The 24795-nt window shown below is 62.6% G+C and carries 23 protein-coding genes and 1 tRNA gene; 10 read left to right on the forward strand and 14 right to left on the reverse strand.

The features are described from left to right. Nucleotides 1-243 precede the first annotated feature (243 nt). A complete protein-coding gene (locus ABIB78_RS28360; RefSeq protein WP_429030638.1) occupies nucleotides 244-519 on the reverse strand; it encodes a metal-sensitive transcriptional regulator in 276 nt (91 codons plus the stop codon). A 66-nt stretch (nucleotides 520-585) separates the two neighbouring features. Here ABIB78_RS28360 and ABIB78_RS28365 point away from each other — a divergent pair, with 66 nt between their 5' ends. Continuing rightward, nucleotides 586-2979 carry a heavy metal translocating P-type ATPase gene (locus ABIB78_RS28365; protein WP_429030366.1) on the forward strand — a complete coding sequence of 798 codons (2394 nt, stop codon included), beginning with the start codon at nucleotides 586-588 and terminating at the stop codon, nucleotides 2977-2979. 154 nt (nucleotides 2980-3133) lie between these two features. Here the strand turns inward: ABIB78_RS28365 and ABIB78_RS28370 are convergent, their stop codons facing one another. The 3 genes from ABIB78_RS28370 to trxB form a co-directional block, all read right to left on the reverse strand. Beyond that, nucleotides 3134-4051 carry a 4-hydroxy-tetrahydrodipicolinate synthase family protein gene (locus tag ABIB78_RS28370; protein WP_429030369.1) on the reverse strand — a complete coding sequence of 306 codons (918 nt, stop codon included), beginning with the start codon at nucleotides 4049-4051 and terminating at the stop codon, nucleotides 3134-3136. 540 nt (nucleotides 4052-4591) lie between these two features. Continuing rightward, a complete protein-coding gene (locus ABIB78_RS28375; protein WP_029081982.1) occupies nucleotides 4592-5512 on the reverse strand; it encodes a LysR family transcriptional regulator in 921 nt (306 codons plus the stop codon). Between the two features lie 2 nt (nucleotides 5513-5514). Continuing rightward, entirely contained in the window at nucleotides 5515-6480 is a 966-nt protein-coding gene (trxB, locus tag ABIB78_RS28380) for a thioredoxin-disulfide reductase (RefSeq protein WP_429030372.1), read from the reverse strand. Between the two features lie 282 nt (nucleotides 6481-6762). Between trxB and ABIB78_RS28385 the strand changes: the two genes are divergently transcribed. Next, nucleotides 6763-7242 carry an Lrp/AsnC family transcriptional regulator gene (locus ABIB78_RS28385; RefSeq protein WP_092124130.1) on the forward strand — a complete coding sequence of 160 codons (480 nt, stop codon included), beginning with the start codon at nucleotides 6763-6765 and terminating at the stop codon, nucleotides 7240-7242. 113 nt (nucleotides 7243-7355) lie between these two features. On the opposite strand, the gene ABIB78_RS28390 is transcribed toward ABIB78_RS28385, so the two are convergent. Continuing rightward, the gene (locus ABIB78_RS28390) at nucleotides 7356-8561 is read right to left on the reverse strand and encodes a hypothetical protein (protein ID WP_429030374.1); all 1206 of its coding nucleotides are present in this window, start codon (nucleotides 8559-8561) and stop codon (nucleotides 7356-7358) included. A gap of 530 nt (nucleotides 8562-9091) precedes the next feature. Between ABIB78_RS28390 and ABIB78_RS28395 the strand changes: the two genes are divergently transcribed. The 5 genes from ABIB78_RS28395 (at nucleotide 9092) to ABIB78_RS28415 (ending at nucleotide 12343) form a co-directional block, all read left to right on the forward strand. After that, nucleotides 9092-9703 carry a hypothetical protein gene (locus ABIB78_RS28395; RefSeq protein WP_429030377.1) on the forward strand — a complete coding sequence of 204 codons (612 nt, stop codon included), beginning with the start codon at nucleotides 9092-9094 and terminating at the stop codon, nucleotides 9701-9703. 126 nt (nucleotides 9704-9829) lie between these two features. Next, the gene (locus ABIB78_RS28400) at nucleotides 9830-10372 is read left to right on the forward strand and encodes an SGNH/GDSL hydrolase family protein (protein ID WP_429030380.1); all 543 of its coding nucleotides are present in this window, start codon (nucleotides 9830-9832) and stop codon (nucleotides 10370-10372) included. Between the two features lie 198 nt (nucleotides 10373-10570). After that, nucleotides 10571-11155: a protein-S-isoprenylcysteine O-methyltransferase gene (locus ABIB78_RS28405; RefSeq protein ID WP_429030382.1), complete on the forward strand. Its 585-nt coding sequence runs from the start codon at nucleotides 10571-10573 to the stop codon at nucleotides 11153-11155. 197 nt (nucleotides 11156-11352) lie between these two features. After that, the gene (locus ABIB78_RS28410) at nucleotides 11353-11547 is read left to right on the forward strand and encodes a hypothetical protein (protein ID WP_092126756.1); all 195 of its coding nucleotides are present in this window, start codon (nucleotides 11353-11355) and stop codon (nucleotides 11545-11547) included. A gap of 91 nt (nucleotides 11548-11638) precedes the next feature. Beyond that, nucleotides 11639-12343, forward strand: a complete 705-nt coding sequence (locus ABIB78_RS28415; protein ID WP_429030385.1) for a hypothetical protein — start codon at nucleotides 11639-11641, stop codon at nucleotides 12341-12343. 328 nt (nucleotides 12344-12671) lie between these two features. On the opposite strand, the gene ABIB78_RS28420 is transcribed toward ABIB78_RS28415, so the two are convergent. The 4 genes from ABIB78_RS28420 to ABIB78_RS28435 form a co-directional block, all read right to left on the reverse strand. Then, a complete protein-coding gene (locus ABIB78_RS28420; protein ID WP_429030388.1) occupies nucleotides 12672-13067 on the reverse strand; it encodes a DoxX family protein in 396 nt (131 codons plus the stop codon). 366 nt (nucleotides 13068-13433) lie between these two features. After that, on the reverse strand, nucleotides 13434-13907 hold the full coding sequence (gene greA / locus ABIB78_RS28425) for a transcription elongation factor GreA (protein ID WP_018269816.1): 474 nt from the start codon (nucleotides 13905-13907) through the stop codon (nucleotides 13434-13436). Between the two features lie 196 nt (nucleotides 13908-14103). Continuing rightward, nucleotides 14104-17568 carry a carbamoyl-phosphate synthase large subunit gene (carB, locus tag ABIB78_RS28430; protein ID WP_429030392.1) on the reverse strand — a complete coding sequence of 1155 codons (3465 nt, stop codon included), beginning with the start codon at nucleotides 17566-17568 and terminating at the stop codon, nucleotides 14104-14106. Nucleotides 17569-17724: 156 nt separating this feature from the next. Then, a complete protein-coding gene (locus ABIB78_RS28435; protein WP_429030395.1) occupies nucleotides 17725-18900 on the reverse strand; it encodes an MFS transporter in 1176 nt (391 codons plus the stop codon). Nucleotides 18901-19009: 109 nt separating this feature from the next. Between ABIB78_RS28435 and ABIB78_RS28440 the strand changes: the two genes are divergently transcribed. Next, entirely contained in the window at nucleotides 19010-19378 is a 369-nt protein-coding gene (locus ABIB78_RS28440) for an ArsR/SmtB family transcription factor (protein ID WP_429030397.1), read from the forward strand. Nucleotides 19379-19509: 131 nt separating this feature from the next. On the opposite strand, the gene ABIB78_RS28445 is transcribed toward ABIB78_RS28440, so the two are convergent. Beyond that, a tRNA-OTHER gene (locus ABIB78_RS28445) sits at nucleotides 19510-19585 on the reverse strand. A 77-nt stretch (nucleotides 19586-19662) separates the two neighbouring features. Next, the gene (locus ABIB78_RS28450) at nucleotides 19663-20352 is read right to left on the reverse strand and encodes a class I SAM-dependent methyltransferase (protein ID WP_429030399.1); all 690 of its coding nucleotides are present in this window, start codon (nucleotides 20350-20352) and stop codon (nucleotides 19663-19665) included. Nucleotides 20353-20476: 124 nt separating this feature from the next. On the opposite strand from ABIB78_RS28450, the gene ABIB78_RS28455 reads away from it, so the two are divergent. Beyond that, on the forward strand, nucleotides 20477-21004 hold the full coding sequence (locus tag ABIB78_RS28455; protein WP_429030402.1) for a Dps family protein: 528 nt from the start codon (nucleotides 20477-20479) through the stop codon (nucleotides 21002-21004). Nucleotides 21005-21007: 3 nt separating this feature from the next. On the opposite strand, the gene ABIB78_RS28460 is transcribed toward ABIB78_RS28455, so the two are convergent. Next, nucleotides 21008-21529 (reverse strand): hypothetical protein, encoded by a 522-nt coding sequence (locus ABIB78_RS28460; RefSeq protein WP_429030404.1) that lies wholly within the window; start codon nucleotides 21527-21529, stop codon nucleotides 21008-21010. A gap of 294 nt (nucleotides 21530-21823) precedes the next feature. Between ABIB78_RS28460 and ABIB78_RS28465 the strand changes: the two genes are divergently transcribed. Further along, nucleotides 21824-22333: an Hsp20/alpha crystallin family protein gene (locus tag ABIB78_RS28465; protein WP_429030405.1), complete on the forward strand. Its 510-nt coding sequence runs from the start codon at nucleotides 21824-21826 to the stop codon at nucleotides 22331-22333. Between the two features lie 173 nt (nucleotides 22334-22506). Here ABIB78_RS28465 and ABIB78_RS28470 read toward each other — a convergent pair whose 3' ends face one another. Then, nucleotides 22507-22965, reverse strand: coding sequence for a host attachment protein (locus ABIB78_RS28470; RefSeq protein ID WP_429030408.1), 459 nt, complete (start codon nucleotides 22963-22965; stop codon nucleotides 22507-22509). A 544-nt stretch (nucleotides 22966-23509) separates the two neighbouring features. Beyond that, nucleotides 23510-24706: a glutamine-hydrolyzing carbamoyl-phosphate synthase small subunit gene (carA, locus tag ABIB78_RS28475; protein ID WP_429030411.1), complete on the reverse strand. Its 1197-nt coding sequence runs from the start codon at nucleotides 24704-24706 to the stop codon at nucleotides 23510-23512. Nucleotides 24707-24795: the final 89 nt, after the last annotated feature.

A 24795-nucleotide genomic window follows, 5' to 3' on the forward strand; every position in this document is an offset into this window, starting at 1 on the left:
TCTCTCTCACGGACGGCTCCCTTGTCTGAGATTTGCAACAACCTCATTCTGGCACAACTGATGCCGTAGGGGGCCGTCCACCCCATCAGCCACAGGGTTGTGTCGTTCAAGCGAGCTGTGGCCCCAGCATCGCGCCACAATAGCAGGTTGTGGTTATGGGTCGCTGCTTTCGCAGGGACGACACTGAATATGCGGTAGCGCTTTCGACTCCACGACGAGCGGCAGAAACAAGACCGTCCTCGCTTACCGGTCCGCGCGGCCGATTACGTCCATCAGCTCGGCGATCTTGCGCCGCTGGTCGGCCTTGTCGCCGGACGAGATCGCGTGCTCCACGCAATGAGCCACATGATCGCGCAGGACCTCTTCCTCGACGCGGCGTAGCGCCGCGCGTGCGGCTGCGATCTGCGTCACCAGGTCGATGCAGTAACGATCCTCCTCGACCATGCCGGCGAGGCCGCGGACCTGGCCCTCGATTCGTTTGAGCCGTTTTAAACAGGATGTCTTGATCTCTTCGCGCATAAGCGTCATATACCCCCATAGGGTATATAAGGCAAGAGGCCGGGATACCGGCCGGGAAGAGTTTTCGTGGCACACCCAAAGCACGACCATTCACACGCGGATCATCACCATCATGGCGCGGCCGCGCATTCCTGCTGCAGCGGCAAGCATGAACACGATGGCACGCCGGTCGAGACGGCGTTCGCGATCGATCCGGTCTGCGGCATGAAGGTCAACCCGGCGACCGCCAAGCACCGCTTCAGTTACGGGGGCGAGGAGTACCTGTTCTGCAGTAGCCGCTGCCGCGAGCGTTTTGAGGCCGAGCCGGAGAAGTACCTCAAGCCGCGCGAGCCCGAGCCGCCGGCGCCTGCGGGTACGATCTACACCTGCCCGATGCACCCCGAGGTGCGCCAGGTCGGTCCCGGCAGCTGCCCGATCTGCGGCATGGCGCTGGAGCCCGAGCAGGTCTCGCTCGACGACGGGCCGGATCCCGAATTGATCGATATGACGCGGCGGTTCTGGATCGCGCTTGCGCTCACTTTGCCGGTGTTCGTGCTCGAGATGGGCAGCCATCTCGGGCTGATGCATCTGGTGCCGCAGCCCTGGTCGAACTGGATCTCCTTCGTGCTGGCGACGCCGGTGGTGCTATGGGCCGGCGCGCCGTTCTTCGCGCGTGGCTGGCAGTCGCTGGTCACGCGCAATCTCAACATGTTCACGCTGATCGCAATCGGCACCGGCGTTGCCTATGCCTACAGCATGGTCGCCACGCTGGCGCCGCAACTGTTTCCGCCGGCGTTCCGCGACATGCATGGCGCGGTCGCGGTGTATTTCGAGGCGGCGGCCGTGATCACGGTGCTGGTGCTGCTCGGCCAGGTGCTGGAACTGCGCGCCCGCGCGCAGACCTCGGGCGCGATCCGCGCGCTGCTCGGCCTCGCCCCCAAGACCGCGCGCCGCATCACCGATCACGGTGACGAGGACATCGACATCGACGCGATCAAGGTCGGCGACCGCCTGCGCGTGCGCCCCGGCGAGAAGGTGCCGGCCGACGGCGTCGTCATCGAGGGCAGCGCGGTCATCGACGAATCCATGGTGACGGGTGAATCGATGCCGGTCGCGAAGGCTGAGGGCGAGAGCGTGATCGGCGGCACCGTCAACCGGAGCGGCGGTCTCGTGATGCGTGCCGAGAAGGTCGGCCGCGACACCATGCTGTCGCGGATCGTCGACATGGTGGCGAAGGCACAGCGCTCGCGTGCACCGATCCAGCGGCTTGCCGATCGCGTCGCCGGCTGGTTCGTGCCGGCGGTGATCGCCGCTTCCGTGCTCGCCTTCATCGCCTGGACGGTGTTCGGTCCGGAGCCACGCCTGACCTTTGCGCTGGTCGCCGCCGTCACGGTGCTGATCATCGCCTGTCCCTGCGCGCTCGGACTGGCAACGCCGATGTCGATCATGGTCGGTGTCGGCCGTGGCGCGCATTCGGGCATCCTGATCCGCGACGCGCAGGCGCTGGAGCGGATGGAAGCGATCGACACGCTGGTGCTCGACAAGACCGGTACGCTCACCGAGGGCAAGCCGAAGGTCGTGCGCATCATTGCTGCCGAAGGGGCCGACGAGAATGACTTGCTCCGCCTTGCCGCCAGCGTCGAGCAGGGCAGCGAGCATCCGCTGGCGCAGGCGATCATCGCTTCTGCGAGGGAGCGCAAGCTCGCGTCTGCCGCCGTCAGCAACTTTGCCTCTCCCTCCGGCAAGGGCGCGACCGGCACTGTCGAGGGCAGGCAGGTTGCGCTCGGCAACGCGGTGCTGATGGGTGAGTTGAAGATCGCCACGGCAGCACTGGACCAGGCGGCCGAGGCCGCACGCCGGGACGGCGCGACGGCGATCTATGTCGCGGTCGATGGCCGCGTGGCCGGCGTTATCGCGATTGCCGATCCGGTCAAGGCGTCGGCGGCCAACGCGCTACAGGCGCTGCGGGCCGCGGGCCTGCGCATCGTGATGCTGACCGGCGACAACGAGACCACCGCGCGCGCGGTGGCGCAGACACTCGGCATCGACGAGGTCGAGGCCGGCGTCCTGCCGGAGCGCAAGAGCGAGGTCGTGCAGCGGCTGCGCGCCGAGGGCCGCACCGTCGCGATGGCAGGCGACGGCGTCAATGACGCGCCGGCGCTTGCCGCTGCCGATGTCGGCATTGCAATGGGCGGCGGCACCGACGTCGCGATCGAGAGCGCCGGCATCACGCTGCTCACCGGCGACCTGACGGGCCTCGTCCGCGCGCGGCGGCTGTCGGTCGCGACCATGCGCAACATCCGCCAGAACCTGGCGTTCGCCTTCGTCTACAACGCCGCCGGCGTGCCGATCGCGGCCGGCGTGCTGTACCCGCTGTTCGGCATCCTGTTGTCGCCGATGGTCGGCGCCGCGGCGATGGCGCTGTCATCGGTCAGCGTGATCGGCAACGCGCTGCGGCTCGCCAGGGTGAAGCTGGACTGAGCTCTTCTTATTACCTCGCCCCGCTTGCGGGGAGAGGTCGGCGCGTAGCGCCGGGTGAGGGGGCTCTCCACGAGTCTGTTTCTCACGGTTTGCGCGGAAGCAGCCCCTCACCCCAACCTCTCCCCGCAAGAGCGGGGCGAGGGAGAACGGGTACCTACGCGCTCTGCAATACAAGCTGCGCGCGTCGCTCCATCTCGGCATCGAGCCAGGTCGCAAGATCCTCGCTCACCTTCACCATCGGCAGCCGCACCTCGGTGCTGTCGATCAACCCTTGCCGCCACAACCAGTGCTTGGCCGGCGCGGGGCTGGGTTCGGCAAACAGCAGCCGGGTCAGGCCGACGACGCTCTGCCAGGCGGCCAGCGCCGCGTCGCGCTTGCCCTGCCTCAACAACGTGCGGATGGAGGCGAACGTGTCTGTTTCCAGATGTGCGGACAGCAGGATCGCGCCGTCGGCGCCGTCGGAGAGCGCATCGAAGGTCTGCGCATCCTCGCCGGTCAGCACGCGGAAGCCGGCCGGCCGCCGGTTGAGGAAGTCGATCGACTGCGCGCGGTCGGCGCAGCAATCCTTCATCCCTGCGATGTTCGAATGGTCCGCGAGCGCGAGCAGCGTCTCGTTGGTCAGATTCACCGCCGTGCGATAGGGAATGTTGTAGAGCACGATCGGCCAAGACGCGTGATCGGCGAGCGAATCGAAGTGCTGCACGAGCCCGCGTTGCGAGGGCCGGGTATAGTACGGGCTTGCGATCAGATAGCCGTTGATCGGCCAATCGGCCGTGTCATCCAGCGCTTCCTTCATCCTGGCGGTGGAGGCGCCGGAGAGCCCGAGAACGACCGGTAGATGGCGGGAGTTGGCACTGAGCTCGGCCAGCACGACACTCACCAGCCCCTCCAGCTCATCCGTGCTCAGCGCCATGCCCTCGCCGGAGGTTGCACCGAGAATGAACCCGTCGACGGGGCCGTTGGCGTAGTGCCGCACGAGCCGGCGCAGCGACGTGACGTCGAGTTCGCCGTCGCGGAATGGCGTGATCAGGGGGAGCCAAAGGCCCTGCAATTGCTGGTGTAGGTCAGTCATGTTCCATCTCCTTGGGAAGGCAAAGCCGAAGACGGGACCAACAAAAAACCCCGTCCAGGCGGCGGGGTTTCGGGATCGGTTTGAATGCGAAGGTGATCTTATCGCGCGCGATCTCGTGTCCCCGGGAGGGGAGCTTTTTTCGACGACAGAATGGCGCACGAAGTCGTGATCATGGGATAGTGATGCTGCGCTGCGAGGTTGTTGTCAATGCACATGCTGACCGGCGCGTGCGGCCCGTTTGAGCATGACATAGAGGTGAAAAGACATGCGGAATGAAAAAAAGCCGGGCTCGAGTGAGCCCGGCTTAAGGTATTGGCCACGTGAGGCCGACACAATCACCTTCCAAGAGGGATTACTGAACTTCCGCGCCACTGGAGGAGGGGGACATATGCGCGACGCGAACGCTCAGCGTGTAGGCACTATGATCCCCATCGACGCTCTGCAGCAACTATCCAGGTCGCATGTCAGTCATGCGGAGATTCAGGGGCCTCTTGGGGCAGCGCGGAAAGCCTATAACCCAGGTCTATAAGGGCCGCTTAATCAGGACGGCCAACGCTGTGCCTTGCTGACCACGAAGTCGCGGAACACCTGCACCCGGGCCACCGTCTTCAGCTCTTCCGGATAAACGAAGTAGGTGTCGAGCGCGATCGAGTCCGACTCGCCGAACAGCTGCACGAGGTTGTTCTGTTCGACCAGATAGTCCGGCAACGCGGCGATGCCGAGGCCCTGCTGGCAGGCGCGCACCAACCCCAGGATGTTGTTGACCTTGAAGTAGGGTTCGCGCGGACCGGAGCCATTGCGGCCGGCATCGATCAGCCAGCTGCGGTTCTGCAGATGCGGCGGCACCTGCGAGTCGCCGAGCATGATGATGCGGTGCGAGTCGAGATCATCCAGCGTCCGCGGCGTGCCGAAGCGCTTGATGTATTCCGGCGAGCAATAGGCATGGAAGCCGATCGAGAACAGCTTGCGCTGGATCAGGTCCGGCTGGGTCGGCTTGCGGGTGCGGATCGCCACGTCGGCCTCGCGCATCGACAGGTCGAGATCCTCGTCGGTGACGATCAGCGAAATCCGGATGTCCGGATAGAGCGCCACGAACTCGTCGAGCCGCGGGATCAGCCAGTTGATGCCGAGCGCCGGCGGCGTCGTGATCTTGAGATCGCCGCTCGGCCGCTCGCGGCTGTCGGTGAGCTTTGCGCGGGCCGCCTGCAACTGCATGAACACGTCATGCGCGGTGCGGAACAGGAGGTCGCCCTGCTCGGTGAGGATCAGGCCGCGCGCATGGCGGTGAAACAGCGACACCGAGAGCTCCTGCTCCAGTGCGCTGACCTGGCGGGAGACCGCCGATTGCGACAGGCCGAGCTGCTCGCCGGCATGCGTGAAGCTGCCCGCTTCCGCCGCAGCGTGAAAGACCTTCAGCTTGTCCCAATCCATATCCGTAAATCCGTCGCGAGATCGTGCCATGATTATTCCGCCGCTGCGCGATCGCTCGCGCGAAGAGCTATGAAGCGTTCCGCCTCGAGCGCCGCCATGCAGCCGAGGCCGGCGGCGGTGACAGCCTGCCGGAAGGTTTCATCCGCCACGTCGCCCGCGGCGAACAGGCCGGGCACCGAGGTCGCTGTGGAATTCGGCGCCACCTCGACATAGCCCGAAGGTTTCAGCTTGATCTGGCCTTTGACGAGCTCCGTCGCCGGCGCATGGCCGATCGCGATGAAGACGCCGTCGGTCTTGAGGTTCGTCAGCGCGCCGGTCTTGACGTTCTTCAGCCGCACATGGGTGACCTTGTTCGGGTTCTCCGATCCGCAGATTTCGTCGATCGCGGAATCCCACACCACCTTGATCTTGGGATGCTTGAACAACCGTTCCTGCAGGATGCGTTCGGCGCGGAAATGATCGCGGCGATGCACGATGGTGACCTGGGAGGCGTGATTGGTCAGATACAGCGCTTCCTCGACCGCGGTGTTGCCGCCGCCGACCACCACGACGTCCTTGCCGCGGTAGAAGAAGCCGTCGCAGGTCGCGCAGGCCGACACGCCGCCGCCCTGGAACTTCTCTTCCGACGGCAGCCCGAGCCAGCGCGCCTGGGCGCCGGTGGCGAGGATCACGGTCTCTGCGAGATAGACGTCGCCGGAATCGCAGGTCAGGCGAAACGGGCGCTGGCCGAGTTCCAGCTTGTTGACGAGATCGGTGACGATCTTGGTGCCGACATGGGCCGCCTGCTTCTCCATCTGCTCCATCAGCCAAGGGCCCTGGATCACGTCGGCGAAGCCCGGATAGTTTTCGACGTCGGTGGTGATGGTGAGCTGGCCGCCCGGCTGGATGCCCTGGATCAGCACCGGTTCGAGCATCGCGCGGGCCGCGTAGATCGCTGCGGCGTAGCCGGCGGGGCCGGACCCGATGATGACGACCTTGGCGTGGACAGGCGCTGGCATTAGCTGATCCCTCTCTTCTGGGGACTTTGACGGGGACTTGTGTGGGAAGCACCCCGGAAGCGGGTCACAGCGGTGCCAAAAGTGTCAAATCCAAGTCTAGGATATCTGGGAAGCTATGCAAGATTTGCAATCCATGGCAGCGATTTTTCCCCGGAACTGAAGTCACATTCGCGAAATCGTGCGCCGCACGCGCAATAAAATTGCGCAATGCCGGCTGGCTGCGCTATGAGAGTTGCCGGCGCACCTGCCAAGCCTTCCAAACCCGTAGGGAACTGTAGTCGCGTGTCGAAGAACCTTGACGAGATCGACCTCAAAATCCTCGCCGAGATCCAGGCCGATGGCCGAATCACCAATGTGGAACTCGCCAAACGCGTCGGTATCTCGCCGCCGCCCTGCCTGCGCAGGGTCCGGGCGCTGGAAGAGGAAGGCTACATCCAGGGATACCGCGGCCTGCTCGATCCGCGCCGCCTCGGCTACGACGTCACGGTGTTCGCCTCGGTGCATCTGTCGAGCCAGGCCGACGCCGATCTCCGCGCGTTCGAGAATTTCGTGCGCGCCGAGCCGCTGGTGCGCGAATGCTGGATGCTGTCGGGCGAAGTCGATTTCATCCTCAAATGCGTCGCCCCCGACATGGCCACGTTCCAGGATTTCGTCACTCACCTGACGGCCGCGCCGCACGTGCGCAACGTCAGGACGTCGCTGGTGCTGCACAATTCGAAATATGAGGCCGCGGTGCCGCTGGATCTCAAGGCTGCCGGATAGCGCGGCGGCGCGTCATTTCAGGGCGATGCGCCGGCATCGAACTACGGTGCGCAACTACGCGTCGGACGTCCGGTGCCAACGCACCATGGTTTGAGCTGGAGTGAAGGGTCTTCTCAGCAACCTCGGGCTGTCATCACCGAACCGTTTGCCTCGAATAATCCAACAGCCCCGGACGGTGAAGTCGCGACGTTGAACGCGAGCGGGCCGCAAGTAATCATGCAATAGTCGTAGACCGAGCGCCGGTCGTTTCCCATCAAGAATTGATAGTGCATCTGCATAAAGTCGAATCGGTGACGTCTGAAGCGGGCCGAATCTATCATTGAATGGATCTGGACGCGCCGAATCTTTGGGCGCCCGTCTGAATGGTCTCGACCGATACGTTTCAGCGTGACGGGGTCGAAGCGATAGAAACTGATTGCGTCGTCTCGTGCCTGGTATTCGACCCAGTCGATGGCCGTCGTTCCGGCTACCAGTTGTGCCGCTTCCCGCATTTGGTTGCCCATCGGATGCAATGAGAATTTAGGGATGGTGGCGCCTACCGTCAGGATGCATAGCTTCGGTCCGTGCGTTGCAAGCAGAGGATCCAGCTTCAGCGCGCGCGCGACCGCTGCTACTGAGAGCGCAGCGCCGAGGGAATGGCCGACAATCAGAATTTCATCGACTTCTCCGGCCCGAACAGTTTTTGCTATCAGCGCCGCAAAATCGTCGAGTCGTTTATCGATTTCACTCCTTCGCCCGTAAAGAAACTGGTGGGAAAAAATAGCGTCATCGAGAATGTGATTTATCCGACGCTTGGGTCCAATCCAGAGCACCGAGCCGATGAAGATGGCAAGTGCCAGAACAATGCCAAGCGGCAATTGCCCGACCCAGGATGTAACGGGCAGCAGCCTGACGACCAGATATGATAGCTCGACGCTGCAAAATGCGATCAACAGCAAACAGCAATATGGAAAGAGGAAAAAGAGAGCATATTTCCAGCTTGCGATCGCATATCTGAAGACTGTTCCGGTCAAGATGAAGTCGAAGAGCGCGACCGCCGACTGAACCAGCCGAGGCACCAGCCTGACGCCGGAATCGTGCCGGATGAGATCGTCCCAGCGCAGCATCTCGAAGGTGATGTAGGTCTTCCAGTTTGGTCCCCATGCTTCCAGGGTGCATGAAGCATTGATCGTGGATGGGTTCGAGATTTCCGACAGCCGTGAAGAGGCGCCCCAAATCTTATCGAGGCTCGATAGCGAGCGGCGCAAGCGTTCAACCTGCTTTTCTGGAGTGATTGGATCGTAACCACCAACGTGGAAGACGTGCCGTCGTTGAATCATCCAGCAACTCTAGTCTGCAGGGAATATTGGTTGCCACTCGTTACAGGAAATCGAAACGGATCGCTCCTTTGACAGTGAAATCCTACGGCGCTGATCCCGAATCCCGGCTGAACTTGACATGGATCACGCGGGATCTCAGCTTACGAATTTACCACTCGATCTGCCGGGTGCACCCATGAAGATTGGCTTTGAACAAAAAAAGACGGCTGACGGTCCGCGACGAGAGCCAATTGACAGCCGGAAGGTCATGAACGGTCGCAGCTCGATCGCTTCTTTCGGTGTGGCAAATCCGTGACAGCCGACCAATTGGCGCGCTTCAACACGTCTTCAGCAATCGTTCTTGATTGTCCGACTCCCAAGTCTGATCTAATCCGGTTCCCAGGTCTGATCCAATCCGGCTGGACTTGGGGTTGACGAGGAATCCAGAAATGGAAAGATTACGTTACAGTGCGGCGCTGGTATGCGCCGTCTTGACGGTTCTTTTTGCAAGCAGCTTGCATTCGAATAGCGCGGCTCAGGCGAGCCCCGTAATGACCGTTGCAATGAGGTCGACCGGTTCGCCCGCGCGACTGTATTCGTCCGCGGCGCACGTCTATTTGTTCCGCGGATTGTTGAACGTCTTTTCTTTGGGCATGGATGGCCTTGCCGCCCAGCTGCGAGCGGTTGGCATCGCCGCAGTTGTCGCCAATCACACCCAGTGGAGAAGCGTTGCCGACGATATCATCGTAAAATATAGAGCGGGCCAGCGTGGGCCCATCATCCTGGTGGGGCACTCTCTTGGCGCGGATGCCGTGATGTCGATGGCAGAGTACCTGGGCCAAATGGGAGTGCCGGTCTCTTTGGTCGTGCCGTTCGACGGAACATCGCCTCACGCGGCGACGGCGAATGTAGCCCGGGTTCTAAATCTGTACAAAAGTGAAGGGGCTCGAATAAGTCGCGGGCCCGGCTTCCACGGCGAGCTTACCAACTTTTATGTCCGTGATACCGACGTCAGCCACTTCAACATCGACAAGAGCGCGGCGTTGCACAGCATGGTCATACGAAGGATCAGGGCGATCGGATCCGCTGGCATGCGCCCACGACAACACCGGAGCCCTTCGAACCCGGTGTTGCCGGGTGCCGGAGCTTCCTCCAATTCCTAGCAAGATACCCAACAGACAGTTCGAAGGCGGGGTTTGACGCACCAAGTGAGGCCGGAAGTTGCGTCTCTGCTGGAGTCCGGTGTCGGTGTATATCTTTCCTTGGCGCTTCGGCCGGTGAGGCAGCTGGTGACGACGTTCAGGAAATTCTCAATCGCCATAGCTCTGTGTGTGGTGGCGACCGTGTGCGCCGGCTTCACAAAGCCGATTCGTGTCGTGGCGGTCGGCGCTAGCAACACGCAAGGCTGGTACGTTGGGAAGCAGGGCGCTTACCCAGCCAAGTTGGAAGCCCTGCTGAGAGAGAAGGGCGTCAATGCGAACGTCGTCAATGCGGGCGTTCCCTTCGATACCACGGCCGGCATGCTCAAGCGCATTGATAGCGACGTGCCAAGGGGAACCGACATCGTAATCTTGCAGCCTGGAGGCAATGACAGGCGTTTCCTGGTAACGAAGGAGCAGCGGGCGACCAACATCGCCGCGATGGAGCGGCGGTTGCGTGATCGCGCCATCAAAGTGATCGTGTATGACGAAGTGATTCCTCCGCAGTATTACGCTTTTGACCTCATCCACCTCACGGCAGGCGGTCATGCTTTCATAGCGTCGCGATTACTCCCGCGAGTGTTGGCGATGATAGGCCGGGGAGCCATCGCGGCTTCGCCGCAGGCGAGATAGAGCCCAGCGACGCCTCCGCCTTGGATTCGAGCGGTGGCACCGCCAACTTATCAGTGGAAACGACCTGCAAGCCTTGTATGATTGTTTCATGTTGGTCGGTGGATCCGTTTCGGTCAAATCTCAGACGCTCGCTAGGAACGGCGCCCTTTCGATGGTCGGCAGAGATGACGCGCCAGTGAAACGAGCCCTTGGCCCGCGATGACGCCTGGCATTGCCAAATTCGTGTTCGTGATGATCGCGGTCGGTTGGTATCTCATCCGCTACAGATACGCGCGTCGTGCTCGCCGTGAAAATGTCTTGCGGAGCGCCCGGGGTGCTCGCGAAAACACCCTGCTGCTGATATCGCTCACCGGTCTCGGCATTGTGCCGTTCGTCTACATCGCAACGGGCGCGCCTGATTTCGCGTCGTACGTCTTCCGGCCGGCTCAAGCCTGGCTGGGCGTTGTCCTGGCGATTGCAGCGCTGGTTATGTTCCGGCTGACCCATCGCGCTCTTGGTCGGAACTGGTCGTTAAGTCTCGACGTGCGGGAAAATCATCACCTGATCACCGACGGGATCTATCGAAAAATTCGCCACCCCATGTATTCCGCATTCTGGCTCTGGGCTGTCGCCCAGGCATTGCTCTTGCCGAATTGGGTCGCCGGTTTCGCTGGCCTGATCGGATTTGGGACACTGTTTTTCGGCCGGGTCGCCAGGGAAGAACAGATGATGCTGGAAACGTTCGGCGACGAGTATCGCGCGTATATGGCACGGACCGGACGCATCATGCCGAGGCTGTTCTGAGCTGGCTGCACGGATACGGGGTGGGTCTCGCCCGCCCCCTGCATTGGAATACCCGGCAAAGGAACCATCCGTGTCGCTTTTGCCACATCCGGCAAAGAAACGACCGCGCGGGCACAACCTTCGACACAGCGTTAATTGCGCCGTAGCCGTCAGAGGGTATGGTGCTCATACTGAAGCTATCCATCTCGGAGATCACGATGTTGAAATTTCTGGTTGCTGGAGTTGCTACCTTCGGTTTCATGGCTGTCGCCAGTGCAGCCGACCTTCCTCGTCCGCAGCCGGTCGCCGAGCAGGCTCCGATTGGCAAGATGCCAATTGGCAAGTATCCGGTTGGCAAATATCCGGTCGGCAAGACCCCGGTTGGAAAAGCTCCGATCGTAACGAAGGGCTAGCTCGAGGATCGTCCGGACAACGCGCTCCTTCAGCTTTCTTGCTGAAGGCGCTGTTCGGGGGTGATGTCTTGCCCCTAGTGAGGGTCTGAAGGTGCCAAAATCGAATCGGAAACGGGGCGGCCTGCGGCTGCTTGCGGGAATTGGTATCGTTATGGCTTCCGCGACTTTGGAAGCCGGCATCAGTCATGCGCAGCAATTGGCTGCGCAGACTGATCAAGCCCCGCTGCAGCAGGATAAGCCGCGTAAACCGTTGTCAAGGTCGGTTGTGGCGACGGCCGTTGCCGGACCGAGTGCTTCCGTTTCTGGAGCAGACGTCAAACCGGCGCGAAGGTCTGTAGCCAAGGGGCCGTATTACGTGGACTTTCGTGCCCGCACGGCGGCTTCTTACGGGCACGCGTTTGTTTGGTTCGGCAAGACAAGCGAGAAGATGGTCGACGTTGCGGGGCTGCACCCGGCGGGCGACGTCCTGCCTTATGTGCTGGGGCATCTGACGTGGGTGCCCTCCGAGACGGGAGCAAGCTACGGCGACCTAGACGTACAGTATTTGACGGCCAGCTACCGCGTGTATTTGAACGAGGCCGACGCGAAGAAAGTCTTTGCGTACATCAAGCATCTTCAGGCGACCTCGCCTCTCTGGAACGCCGAAACGACCAATTGCACGGCTTTTATCGGTCGCATAGCGAGCTTCATGGGTTTGAAGACCCCATTTCATTTGCAGAAGCCTGAGGACTACATAAACCAGTTGAGAGACATGAACGGCGGGCGCCAAACGGTGCAGCTCGCGTCTGAACCTTAGAGCATGATCCGGAAAAGTGCGAAGCGGTTTTCCGAAAAGATCATGCTTTGACAACAAGCTAGAGCGTGATGACGATTCAACCTAATCTCATCGCGCTCTAGTCCTCCCGCAACTGGGCAAAGCCGCTATCGCGTACAGGCTGGACGCATTGGAGCAGGCGTCCCATGCGAACCGTGTGGGCTTCTTCTCGGTTGGTCCCATCACGCTTGAGACAGCGACCTCAGGCTCTCCTGACTACTTTCGCATTGTTCGACGGATTGCCGCTGTCGTTGCGGCGTAGCCGCGAAGAACCCGTCCCAACTGAGCGGGACGGGTCCCAGCAATGTTGTTACCTCCTGCCGATCGCGCCGTCGACGCTGATCGGGCCGGGGCCCGCGGTCGAAAGATACAGGCAGGCAAAGCAGAACGCGATCGCCAGACTGCCGTTGTTGAGCAGCGGATAAAAGCCTTTGGGGAAATGGCCGATGAAGTAGGCGAAAGCCATTTCACCTGCCAAGATGAAGGCTACGATCCGTGAGAACAGGCCGATCATCAGCAGCGCGCCCAGGACCAATTCGAGAGTGCCGGCTGCTCCGATCAATGAGAACAACTCGACTTTCTCAAACATTGTCCCGGGTGGAAATTTGAAAAGCTTGGCGACGCCAAACTGAAACAGCAGCAGCCCGGTGATGAACCGGAACAGGCTCAGCGCCACCGGCTGAAACTTGGAGAACATCTGGTCCATTGTCATTTACCCCCTGTTCGACACGCTCGAACGTTGCACGAAGCAGAAACACACGGTGTCCGCCACCAGAGTGTGATGTCAACACCTTGCGTCTGGAATCATTCCTCGCGCGACGGCAATTGCGAGAGAGCGCGGCAGTGACACGGTGACGCGCAGCGATGCGTGTTGCGACGCAATCATCGGCCCGAGCTCCGTCCTCCACATGATTATACTGCATAACCATGTCACGGCCTCACTAGCGCGGCCTCACTAGAATGGCGCGCAGCGGCTCTCCACTCACATTGCTGTCAGACGGGGGGTAAATCGCGGGCATTAAAAAAGCCGCGTGCAAGACGCGGCCTTTTTGCACCAGTCACATCAAGGTAACTACCGCCACTCGACCTTGGTGATCTCGTAGGCCTTGGCGCCGCCCGGCGCCATCACTTCGACGGTAGTCCCCTTCTTCTTGCCGATCAGCGCGCGCGCAAGCGGCGAGGTGATGGAGATGCGGCCCTTCTTGGCGTCAGCCTCGACCTCGCCCACGATCTGCCACACCGCCTTCTTCTCGGTGTCCTCATCGATCAGCGTTACGGTTGCGCCGAACTTGATGGTGTCGCCTGACAGTTTCGAAATGTCGATGATGTCGGCGCGCGCGAGCTTGTCCTCGAGCTCGGCAATGCGGCCCTCGTTGTGCGACTGCTCTTCCTTGGCGGCGTGATACTCGGCATTCTCCGAGAGATCGCCGTGCGAGCGCGCTTCCGCGATGTGTTCGATGATGCGCGGACGATCCACCGATTGGCGATGCTTCAACTCGTCCGTCAGAGCGGCGTATCCACCCGCGGTCATCGGAACCTTATCCATCATCTTCGTCCTTCATCGCGCACGCCCGGCGGCGTGCACGAAAATCCAGTTCAGCTAACGCAGGAATCAGGGCGCCAGCGCGCCCGGAAGCCCAGTGATTTTCGGCCCCGCTAAGGGCCGTGACAACATCCAATCGCGCGGTGAGTTCCAGCCATTCGGCCAATTGACCGCTTCGGGCCGTCAGCCCGGGCAGCGGTCAGCTTTCGGAAAAGTAACTCTGAAGCGTGCGGACCTCAAGGTCCCCGTCCCGATAGGCCCGGATCCCCCGTGCGGCCGCCACCGCGCCTGAAAGAGTGGTGTAATATGGCACTTTATGCAAGAGGGCAGCCCGCCGCAGCGAGCGGCTGTCGGCCAGCGCCTGCGGACCTTCGGTGGTATTGAAGACCAGCTGGACGTCGCCATTGGTGATGGCGTCGACGATGTGTGGACGGCCTTCGAGCACCTTGTTCACCTTTTCCGTCGGCACGCCGTTGTCGCTGAGATAGCGTTGCGTGCCCGAGGTTGCCATCACCTTGAAGCCAAGCGAGTGCAGCAGCCGCACCGCATCCGCGATGCGCATTTTGTCGTCGCCACGCACCGAGACGAACACCGTCCCCTGCCGCGGCACGCGCGTGCCGCCGCCGAGTTGGCTCTTCGCGAACGCGACCTCGAAGGAGCGGTCGATGCCCATCACCTCGCCGGTCGAACGCATCTCCGGTCCGAGCACGGTGTCGACGCCGGGGAAGCGCGCGAACGGGAATACCGATTCCTTCACGCCGACATGGCCGAGCTTCTTCTTCTTCAGCTTGAAGTCGGCGAGCTTTTCGCCGGCCATGATCCGCGCCGCGATCTTGGCGACCGGCGTGCCGATCACCTTGGCGACGAACGGCACGGTGCGGGACGCGCGCGGGTTGACCTCGAGCACATAGATCTCGCCGTCCTTGATGGCGTATTGCACATTCATCAGCCCGACGACGTCGAGGCCGAGCGCGAGCTCGCGGGTCTGCCGCTCCAGCTCCTCAATGGTCTTCGTGTCGAGCGAATGCGGCGGCAGCGAGCAGGCGGAGTCGCCGGAGTGGATGCCGGCTTCCTCGATGTGCTCCATGATGCCGACGATGAAGGTGTCCTTGCCGTCGGAGAGGCAATCGACATCGACTTCGGTCGCATCGGACAGATAGCGGTCGAACAGCAGCGGGTTCTTGCCGAGCACGGTGTTGATCTGCCCGGTCTTATCGTTCGGGTAGCGCGCCTTGACGTCGGCGGGCACCAGCTCCGGCAGCGTTCCCAGCAGGTAATCGTTGAGCTGGGTCTCCTCGCGGATGATCTGCATGGCGCGGCCGCCGAGCACGTAGGACGGACGCACCACGAGCGGCAGGTCGAGATCGGCGGCGACCAGGCGTGCCTGTTCGACCGAATAGGCGATGCCGTTCTTCGGCTGCTTGAGACGGAGCTTGTCGAGCACGCGCTTGAAGCGATCGCGGTCCTCGGCGAGATCGATCGCATCAGGCGAGGTGCCGAGGATCGGCACTTCGGCGGCTTCGAGCGCGCGGGCAAGCTTCAGCGGGGTCTGGCCGCCGAACTGGACGATCACGCCATGCAGCGTGCCGTTCTTGCGTTCGGTCGCGATGATCTCGAGCACGTCTTCGCCGGTGAGCGGCTCGAAATAGAGCCGATTGGCGGTGTCGTAGTCGGTCGACACCGTCTCCGGGTTGCAGTTGACCATGATGGTCTCGTAGCCGGCGTCCTCCAGCGCGAAGCAGGCATGGCAGCAGCAATAGTCGAACTCGATGCCCTGGCCAATGCGGTTCGGGCCGCCGCCGAGGATGATCACCTTCTTGCGGTCCGACGGCGCGCTCTCGTCGGCCAACTCGCCCGCAAACGGCCGCTCATAGGTCGAATACATGTAGGCGGTGGGCGAAGCGAACTCCGCCGCGCAGGTGTCGATGCGCTTGAACACCGGGCGCACCCCGAGCGCGTGACGCTTGGCGGTGACGTCGGCCTCGGTGGTTTCCGTGAGCACGGCGAGCCGCGCATCCGAGAAGCCCATCGCCTTCAGCATCCGCATCGAGAACGCGTTCGTCGGCAGGCCGTTGCTGCGGACCTTGCCCTCCATCTCGACGATGGCGCGCATCTCCGCCAGGAACCAGGGGTCGATCTTGCAGGAGTTGAAGATCTCCTCGTCGGTCCAGCCGAGCCGCATCGCTTGCGCGACCTGCAGGATGCGGTTCGGCGTCGGCGTGCCGAGCGCCGCGCGGATCGCGTTCTTGTCGTCGCCGCGGCCGAGCCCCTCGACCTCGATTTCGTCGAGACCGGTCAGGCCGGTCTCGAGCCCGCGCAGGGCCTTCTGCAGGCTCTCCTGGAAGGTGCGGCCGATCGCCATCACTTCGCCGACCGACTTCATCGAAGTGGTCAGCGTGGAGGAGGCGCCGGGGAATTTCTCGAACGCAAAGCGTGGAATTTTCGTGACGACGTAATCGATGGTCGGCTCGAACGAGGCCGGGGTGGCGCCGCCGGTGATGTCGTTGGCGATCTCGTCGAGCGTGTAGCCGACCGCGAGCTTGGCCGCGACCTTGGCAATCGGGAAGCCGGTGGCTTTCGACGCCAGCGCCGACGAGCGCGACACGCGCGGATTCATCTCGATCACGACCATGCGGCCGTCGACGGGGTTGATGCCGAACTGGACGTTGGAGCCGCCGGTCTCGACCCCGATCTCGCGCAGCACCGCCAGCGAGGCGTCGCGCATGACCTGGTATTCCTTGTCGGTCAAGGTCAGGGCCGGCGCGATGGTGATGGAATCGCCGGTATGCACGCCCATCGGATCGAGATTCTCGATCGAGCAGATGATGATGCAATTGTCCTTCTTGTCGCGCACCACCTCCATCTCGTACTCTTTCCAGCCGAGCACGCTTTCCTCGATCAGTACCTCGTTGGTGGGAGAGGCGTCGAGCCCGCGCTCGATGATGTCGAGGAACTCTTCCTTGTTGTAGGCAATGCCGCCGCCGGTGCCGCCCATGGTGAAAGAGGGCCGGATGATCGCGGGCAAGCCGATCTCCGACAGCGCCATCAACGCCTCGCCGAATGCGTGCTCCTGATAGCGCTTGCGGCGTTCGTTCTCGCCAAGCGTCCACTGTCGCTCGAGTTCTTCCAGCGCCTCGCCGGACAGTTTCTCCCGCTCGGCGTGGTATTTGTCGCGGTAGGACTTCTTCAGCGCCGAGGCATTGGCGAGCCGCGATTTCGGCGTCTCCAGCCCAATCTTGGTCATGGCCTCGCGGAACAGCTGGCGGTCCTCGGCCTTGTCGATGGCATCAGCGGTGGCGCCGATCATCTCGACGTCGAACTTGTCGAGCGTGCCCTGACGGCGCAACGAGAGTGCGCAGTTCAGCGCGGTCTGGCCGCCCATGGTCGGTAAGAGCGCGAAGCCGCCCGGTATGACGTAGCGCTCCTTCTCGACGATCTTGCCGACGATTTCGGGTGTGATCGGTTCGATATAGGTGGCGTCCGCCAGTTCCGGATCGGTCATGATGGTGGCCGGATTGGAATTGACGAGGACGACGCGGTAACCCTCTTCCTTCAGAGCCTTCACCGCCTGCGTGCCGGAATAGTCGAATTCGCAGGCCTGGCCGATCACGATGGGACCGGCGCCGATGATCAGGATGGTGGAGATGTCGGTTCTTTTGGGCATCAGCTCTCGCGGACTGGAATTTGGGCACAAAAAAAGGGCGCGCGTCCCGCGCGTCCCTCGATGCGCTACATCTTGTAGCGCCGGAAGCGCGATCCCTCGCGCGCGGGTGGTCTTTAGACCAGTTTCCGCACCCGCGAAACCCCCAAAACGGCCCAATCAACCGGCAATTTTGTATGGTTTCAGCCGTTCCTGCCGGCTCCGGAACAGGTGCACGGCCAACGCGGTCGCGACGCTCGTGCCGCCAACCCAGCCGAGGTCCGTAGAGCTCGCGGTTGAGAGAACAAGCCCGCCGGTCGCCCCGCCGATGGCGAAGCCGAGATACATGGCGGAGGCATTGAGCGACAGCGCGATCGCCGAGGCTTGCGGGTTGATGTGGATAATGCTGGCGATCTGGGGTGGATAGAACGCCCAGCCCGAAATGCCCCAGAGGAAGATCAGGAGGAGCACCAGGTGGCCGGCCTGGTCGGGCGCAGCGTATTTCAGCACCACCGACTGCAGGACGAGCGCGCTCGCCATGCCGGCAAGGCCCAGTGCCGCGGTCGATATGGTGCCGATCCGGTCTGCCATCAGACCGCCGGCTATATTTCCGATCGCAGCCGCCGAGCCGAACGCGAACAGCGCGAGGCTGACGCCGGAGGCGTCAAAGCCGAGCTGCTGATGCAGCGGGATCGCAAGATAGGTGAATACCGTGAAGCCGCCGACCGCCCACAGGATGGTGATAACGAGCGCTGTCAGCACGGCACGGCGCCTTGCGACGGCGATGCGCTCGGTAAGGCTCGCCGTGCTCCTCGGCAAGCCGCGCGGCAGGCCGAACACAAGACCGGCGAGTGCGATGAGTCCGAGCAATGCCACCATCGCGAAGGTCGCACGCCAGCCCAGAAGGCTGCCGATGACATTGCCGAGCGGCACGCCAATGACGGTTGCGACGGTGAGTCCCGAGGTGACAAGCGCAACGGCGCGACCGCGTCGTTCCGCGGAGGCCACGGCCACCGAGACGCCGATCGCCGTCGGCATGCAGAGCCCGGCGCCGAGCGCCATCACGATGCGCGAGGCCAGCAGCAGCGGGAAATTCCAGGCCGCCATCGCCAGCAGATTGCCAGCGATGAAGACCGACAGAGCCAGCGTTAGCACAGTGCGGCGATCGATATTGTTCAGCATCACGGCAAGGATCGGCGAGGCGATCGCGTAGGTGAGGGCGTAGGCCGTCACCAGCTGGCCGGCTGCAGCGGCGGAGATCTGCTCATCCGCCGCGATCGCAGGCAAAAGGCCCGCGATCACAAACGCTTCGGTACCGATCGCAAAGGCGCCGAGGGCCAGCCAGAACACGCTCATGACGTCAATCCCATTGTTCAATTCTTGTTGAACCATCGATCGGCTGCGGTCGAATGTCAATTGGTTCAATGAATATTGAACAAATGGGCAGAGCTGCTATGTTGGTCCCATGAGCCGCACGCCCCCACATCCGACCCGCGACCAGATCGAGCTGCCCCTCCTGCTGGATTGCCTGAGCGATCCGACCAGGCTTGCGATCGTCTACAATTTGTCCCGGCACGATCCGACGGCGACCGAATTGCGGTGCGGGGACTTCAACGCCTTCAGCGGCAAGTCCAATCTCGCCTATCATTTCGCGAAGCTGCGCGAGGCAGGCGTCATCCAGACCCGCATCGCCGGCACCACGCGCTACATGAAACTGCGCCGCAAGGACCTCGACGCACGTTTTCCCGGCCTGCTCGATGCGATCCTGACATCGGCCGCGCGCGACGCCGAGCGCCTGCAGTTTCCGGAATGCCAGGTCGTGAGCGCGGCCTGACGCGCCGCGGTAAGGTCGGTTGGATTGTCGAGCCGAACTTGCCGAGTCCCGGCTTCGCCCTGCGGGCTAAGCTGCGGCAGCCTTCGCTACAAAAGGGCTTGCCGAGCCGAAGCTGCGTGAGCAGCGGAGGTTGGAGGCCCGGCCTGGAGTTGAACCAGGATAAACAGTGTTGCACCACTGCCGCGTCGACGCTTCCGCCACCGGGCCGAGTGGATCATTGCTGATTATTTCAGCGCGTGCCACGTTTACCTTTGGTTAACCCTAATATTTTTTGCGACCCCTGATCAGTGGTGCGCCACGAATGTCATTCGCCACGGATTGTGCCCGATGTTGCGCGGCGCGCGCGTGGCACTGAACCCGGCGGCGGCGAGCTTCGCGATCATCTCGTCCTCGCGGTAGCGCTGCAGCCCGATCCTGGTGCGCAGCTGCCGGTAATCGGACAGTGCCGTTGAGGCGAGCCCGATCAATGCATCGCGCAGGAAGCCGTGGACCGCCGCAAAGCGCAGCAGCGCCACGACGTCCCTGGCCATGCCGACTTCGGGCCGCAGGATATCGCCGAGCACGAAGCGGCCCGACGGTTTCAGCAGGCGGTGGATCACGTCGAACGCGGAATCGAGCTCGTGCGGCGTCATGTATTGTGCCACCGAGTTCATCACCACGAGGTCGATCGAGTCCGCGTCCATGTTCTTCAGATCATCGAGCGAGCGGACGCGGATCCTGGTGTCGGGCGCAAAGCGCGCGACCAGGCGGCCACGTACGCCAGGCGCAGGCTCCGCCAGATAGAGCTGGGCGCAGGCATTGGCGATCTTCACCGCCGACAGCGCCTCGCCGCAGGCGTAATCCAGCACCACCGCATCGGGCGAAGTGATGTATCCGATGATGTCGTTCGCGATGACCTGGAAATGCAGGTCGCGGTGCAGTCGGCTCGCATAAATCGTATGCGTGGAATCGTAATAATCGATCCATTCATCCATCGTGTTTGCTATCCGGCAGAACGGTTCCTGGCCTCAGGAACGGGTGGGCTGATGATGCGTTAGCGGTCCGGCGGCCAATGTTCAATGCGCCGAAATACGGGGGTTCCTAACAGGAAGGTTTACCGTGAGCAAAGCCAAGACTGATAAAATCTCGCCCGATCTCGACACGCCGAGCGACCTGCCGCAGGCTGCGGTGGATACGATCTCGGCCTCGCTCAACACGCTTCTGGCCGACGCCTTTGCGCTCTACCTGAAGACCAAGAATTTTCACTGGCACGTCAGCGGCCGGCATTTCCATGATTACCATTTGTTGTTGGACGAGCAGTCGGACGCGATCTTCGCGACCACCGACCAGCTCGCCGAGCGGGTACGCAAGCTCGGCGGCGCGACGCTAAGGTCGATCGGCGATATCGCCAAGCATCAAACCATCAAGGACAATGACGAGCCCTATGTCCCGCCGCGCGAAATGCTGCGCGAGCTGATGGAGGATAACAAGCACATCGCGGCTGCGATGCGCAAGGCGCACAAGGTCGCCGATGATCACGAGGATTCCGGCACCGCCGGCCTGCTCGAAACCTTCATCGATGAAACCGAGCGGCGCACCTGGTTCCTGTTTGAGGCAAGCCGCCAGGAAGGCAGCAACGCGGCGTAGGCGTCACCGCTTCCACAGTCGGACCAGCGGCCCATCCTTGCCCATCACCGGATCGGTCGCGGGGACGGCGACCAGCGGGATCGTCTTCAATGCCCGAGCATGGTTCTCCGGCGTCGGCCTTTGCAGGTCCATCGGCGGGCCCGGCGGATAGGCTCCGACCACGCAGAAATCGTCGCTCGCCGACAGGCATTGGTGCCCGGTACCGGCCGGCAGGATCGCGACGTCGCCGGCTGCGATCTCGAGCGCGCGCCCATGCTCGCCGCCGAACTGGACGCGCGCGCCGCCGCGGGCGACGCCCAGCACCTCGTGCACGGTGGCGTGGTAATGCGCGAAGTCGTAGACGCCGTTCCGCCACATCGCGCCCCAGCCATTGCTGGCGAACAGCCGCTCGATCGTGATCTCGGGATTTTTGCTGACGTCGACGGCGCCCTTGTAGACCAGGAACGGCATCGGATTGTTCGGCACCAGCCTATCGTCCCTGAAGACGATGGCCTGCGGCTCGATCCCGACTTTAACTGCGGACATGGCTCCTCCCGCGCGCGAGCAAGAGACTACGCGCGAATCAACCGGTTGTCAGGGGCTGCGTTCCGTCACCTCAGGCCGTCTTGGGCACCGGGTGTTTGCGCGGAAGTCATGCTCAAGCAAGGAAATGAGCCAGATGCGATTCCGCAATTGCGCCAGGGCTGCGAACTGTCTCGACCCACCGGATCGGGCCGCACTCGACCATTCTCCAATGGTCCCGCCAATCATCGGGCGGAGCCAACGGATTTCCCGGGAGTTGATTCCGTCGAACCAACTCGAACGCAAGGAGGAAAAGACATGGCACAGACCCCTGCTGTAGTTCGCAAGACAACGCCCGCACCGCTCGGCCGCGATCCGTTTCACGCGCTGCGTGCCGAGATGGATCGCACGTTCGACCGCTTCGCTGAAGGCTTCGGGTTCCCTTCGCTATGGCGTGCGCTGGACACGGAGCCGGGTTGGGAGCGCTCCTTCAGCTTTGCGGCGCCCGCCGTGGACATTGTCGAAGAGGACAACGCCTATAGGATCGACGCCGAGCTTCCTGGTCTTAGCGAGAAGGACGTGGACGTCTCGCTCAGCGGCGATACGCTGGTGCTCAGGGGGGAGCGCCGTCAGGAGCACGAAGAGAAGAGGAAGAATCACTATTTGTCCGAGCGCAGCTACGGCGCGTTCCAGCGCAGGTTCGCTCTGCCTGATGGTGTCGATCGCGACAGGATCGCAGCGACCTTCTCCAAGGGAGTGCTCTCCATTACTCTGCCAAAGACCTCGCAAGCCCAGCAGCAGAAGAAGATCGAAGTGAAGGCGACGTGATCCTGCGCAGGATGACGAAAGCGGGATCCGGAAAAAACAGAAACCGGCTGGACCCAACCGTGGTCGCCGCGGCGGTGCGCAAACGCTGGCCGCCGCTGGCGCGCCCAGCCCTCACGCCGTCTTCCCGCGCTCGGGGGAAGTCCGTATTACCGGTCTGCCGCAACGGAGCACGATCAGGCGGTCAGATATTGCGAGATGTCGCCGACCGTCATGCCGGTCAGGTCCTTGGCGATTTCCGCGACGATCCGCTTCTCGACTGCGGGGGAGAATGATCGGCGCAAATCCGCGAGTGTCCGTGGCGGAGCCACGATGACAACACGTTCCGCACGCGATTCTTGCAGGAGGCGGTCCAGGGCGCTGGCGATAATCCGGGCGAACCGACGTTTCTCGATGTCGTGCCAGTCTGTCTGTTCCATCGCGCTACGGTTCCGCTCGACGGGGGACCGCGCTCGCCCCGGCCTGTCCGCCCCTTGCTCATGGGTCGACGGGTTGTCGTCTTCAAGAACCCGCTGGACTTTCAGGCGCGGCTCCAGGCCGGTCCCTTCGTTGAGGAGAAAAAGTGCCTTGCAACCGTCTCCGACAAAGACGACCGCGCGATGCGGCAACCTGATGTAATGCTTTCTGTCGGGCATGAACCATTCGCGAGCTTGAGTTGTTCATCGCGCCGTGTCGGCGCGGTCGCGGACGAAGCTTTCGGTTGGTGTGCACTCGATCGGCGTTGGCATGCCGAGCACCTCCATTGTCATTGTCTGCCTTGTTCGGCTCCCGTTCGCGACGGCTCTTGACTGCGCCAACGCTGCAGCCTGCTGATCCACCTCTGGCCCAGGCTGTGGCACCGTGGTGGTCTCGGGTTGCAGCAATTGATGACGGGTTGAGCCGCGCGTCCCCATGCAGCCAATGCTGCGGAGATAGAACGCGCTGCCAGAGTCTCGGTTCCTCGGCGGGACAAAGCGGCGGTGTGCCGCGTTGAGCGGCGTAGTGTCGTGCGCCGCTGTGAGAACGATGTGAATGCTTGCGATGCAAGGCTGTGCCATCGCGTCGCGCTTTGACCGGTGCGGCACTGCCGCCGCACGAAAGGCCGCGACAAATCGTCATGCCCGGACCAGGTCCGCGCGTGATCCGCTTTTAGATGGATCATCGGGTTCATCCCCGATGGCGTCGAGGTCCGGCACCGGCTTACGCGGCGCGTGCCTTCCTTTGCCGCATCAAATCGGCAAACCGCTGGAACAGGTAGTGCGAGTCGCGCGGGCCGGGCGAGGCCTCGGGGTGATACTGCACCGAGAACACCGGCTTGCCCTCAAGCGAGATGCCGCAATTGGAGCCGTCGAACAGCGAGATATGGGTTTGGGTTGCACCCTTCGGGAGCGTCGCCTGGTCCACCGCGAAGCCGTGGTTCATCGAGGTGATCTCGACCTTGCCGGTGGTCTCGTCCTTGACCGGATGGTTGGCGCCGTGATGGCCCTGATGCATCTTCATGGTCTTGGCGCCGACGGCGAGGCCGAGCATCTGGTGGCCGAGGCAGATGCCGAAGGTCGGCGTCCCCGAAGCGATCACCTTCTGGATGACGGGCACCGCATATTTGCCGGTCGCGGCGGGATCTCCGGGGCCGTTCGACAGGAACACGCCGTCCGGCTTCATGGCCAGGATATCCTCGGCCGCAGTCGTCGCCGGCACCACAGTCACTTTGGCGCCGACGCCGGCGAGCAGGCGCAGGATGTTGCGCTTGATGCCGTAGTCGATCGCAACCACGTTGAATTCCGGCGCGCTCTGCTGGCCGAAACCCTTGCCCCACACCCAGGGGGTCTCATCCCAGGTGAAGCGCTGCCCGGAGGTGACCATCGGCACCAGGTCCATGCCCTCCAGCCCGGGCCATTCGCGAGCCTCTTCCTTCAGGGCGTGCAGGTCGAACTCGCCGCTCCTGGCGTGCGCGATCACCGCATTGGGCATGCCCTTGGAACGGATCAGCGCGGTCAGCGCCCGGGTGTCGATGCCGGAGAGGCCGATGATGCCGCGCGCCTTCAACCACAGGTCGAGGTGGCGGGTGGCGCGGTAATTCGAGGGATCCGTGATCGCCGAGCGCAGGATTACGCCGCGCGCGCCTGGCGTCGCAGCCATGTTCACCGTCTCGATATCTTCCTCGTTGGTACCGACATTGCCGATATGCGGGAAGGTGAAGGTGATGATCTGGCCGGCATAGGACGGATCGGTGAGGATCTCCTCATAGCCGGTCATCGCAGTGTTGAAGCAGACCTCGCCGACGGCGTGGCCTTCCGCGCCGAGACCGAAGCCTTCCAGCACGGTACCATCGGCGAGCACAAGGAGCGCGGTCGGTTTATGGTCCGGCCAGGCAGGAGCATTTTCGGATGTTGTCATGAGCCCTTTAAATAGACGCCGCACCCTGCGGCGTCAAAGCGAAAGGGCACGGATTCACACGGCAATCCCGGCCGATTTGACAGGCCGCA

The organism is Bradyrhizobium sp. I1.14.4 (genome assembly GCF_050435825.1).
Taxonomy (GTDB): Bacteria; Pseudomonadota; Alphaproteobacteria; order Rhizobiales; family Xanthobacteraceae; genus Bradyrhizobium.

Bases quoted from the DNA above. Each gene is read 5' to 3' on its own strand.
- greA (WP_018269816.1), bottom strand. From the start codon at position 13,907: ATGGATAAGGTTCCGATGACCGCGGGTGGATACGCCGCTCTGACGGAC.
- ABIB78_RS28465 (WP_429030405.1), top strand. From the start codon at position 21,824: ATGGCACAGACCCCTGCTGTAGTTCGCAAGACAACGCCCGCACCGCTC.
- ABIB78_RS28435 (WP_429030395.1), bottom strand. From the start codon at position 18,900: ATGAGCGTGTTCTGGCTGGCCCTCGGCGCCTTTGCGATCGGTACCGAA.
- carA (WP_429030411.1), bottom strand. From the start codon at position 24,706: ATGACAACATCCGAAAATGCTCCTGCCTGGCCGGACCATAAACCGACC.
- carB (WP_429030392.1), bottom strand. From the start codon at position 17,568: ATGCCCAAAAGAACCGACATCTCCACCATCCTGATCATCGGCGCCGGT.
- ABIB78_RS28440 (WP_429030397.1), top strand. From the start codon at position 19,010: ATGAGCCGCACGCCCCCACATCCGACCCGCGACCAGATCGAGCTGCCC.
- ABIB78_RS28450 (WP_429030399.1), bottom strand. From the start codon at position 20,352: ATGGATGAATGGATCGATTATTACGATTCCACGCATACGATTTATGCG.
- ABIB78_RS28370 (WP_429030369.1), bottom strand. From the start codon at position 4,051: ATGACTGACCTACACCAGCAATTGCAGGGCCTTTGGCTCCCCCTGATC.
- ABIB78_RS28390 (WP_429030374.1), bottom strand. From the start codon at position 8,561: ATGATTCAACGACGGCACGTCTTCCACGTTGGTGGTTACGATCCAATC.
- ABIB78_RS28420 (WP_429030388.1), bottom strand. From the start codon at position 13,067: ATGGACCAGATGTTCTCCAAGTTTCAGCCGGTGGCGCTGAGCCTGTTC.
- ABIB78_RS28460 (WP_429030404.1), bottom strand. From the start codon at position 21,529: ATGTCCGCAGTTAAAGTCGGGATCGAGCCGCAGGCCATCGTCTTCAGG.
- ABIB78_RS28395 (WP_429030377.1), top strand. From the start codon at position 9,092: ATGACCGTTGCAATGAGGTCGACCGGTTCGCCCGCGCGACTGTATTCG.
- trxB (WP_429030372.1), bottom strand. From the start codon at position 6,480: ATGCCAGCGCCTGTCCACGCCAAGGTCGTCATCATCGGGTCCGGCCCC.
- ABIB78_RS28405 (WP_429030382.1), top strand. From the start codon at position 10,571: ATGACGCCTGGCATTGCCAAATTCGTGTTCGTGATGATCGCGGTCGGT.
- ABIB78_RS28375 (WP_029081982.1), bottom strand. From the start codon at position 5,512: ATGGCACGATCTCGCGACGGATTTACGGATATGGATTGGGACAAGCTG.
- ABIB78_RS28470 (WP_429030408.1), bottom strand. From the start codon at position 22,965: ATGCCCGACAGAAAGCATTACATCAGGTTGCCGCATCGCGCGGTCGTC.
- ABIB78_RS28410 (WP_092126756.1), top strand. From the start codon at position 11,353: ATGTTGAAATTTCTGGTTGCTGGAGTTGCTACCTTCGGTTTCATGGCT.
- ABIB78_RS28360 (WP_429030638.1), bottom strand. From the start codon at position 519: ATGCGCGAAGAGATCAAGACATCCTGTTTAAAACGGCTCAAACGAATC.